1 protein-coding gene is annotated in these 283 nt (G+C 60.8%); it reads left to right on the plus strand.

Translation table 11 applies throughout. The features are described from left to right. Positions 1-283: extracellular solute-binding protein (locus EN861_RS35060; RefSeq protein ID WP_135928261.1), on the plus strand; the 283-nt coding region annotated here is incomplete at both ends.

A 283-nucleotide genomic window follows, 5' to 3' on the forward strand; every position in this document is an offset into this window, starting at 1 on the left:
CTACGACCAGATCACGGAATTCGCCGACAAGCTCACCGACAAGTCGAAGGAGCAGTACGGCCTGTGCCTGCGCGGCAAGCCGGGCTGGGGCGAGAACATGGCCTTCCTCGGCACGCTGGTGAACACGTTCGGCGGCCGCTGGTTCGACATGGACTGGAAGCCGCAGCTCAATTCACCGGAGTGGAAGAAGGCGATCGGCTGGTATGTCGACACCATGAAGAAGGATGGACCTCCGGGCATCAGCTCCAACGGCTTCAACGAGAACCAGACGTTGTTCGCTTCC

It is taken from the genome of Mesorhizobium sp. M8A.F.Ca.ET.218.01.1.1 (assembly GCF_004791165.1).
Classification (GTDB): Bacteria; Pseudomonadota; Alphaproteobacteria; order Rhizobiales; family Rhizobiaceae; genus Mesorhizobium.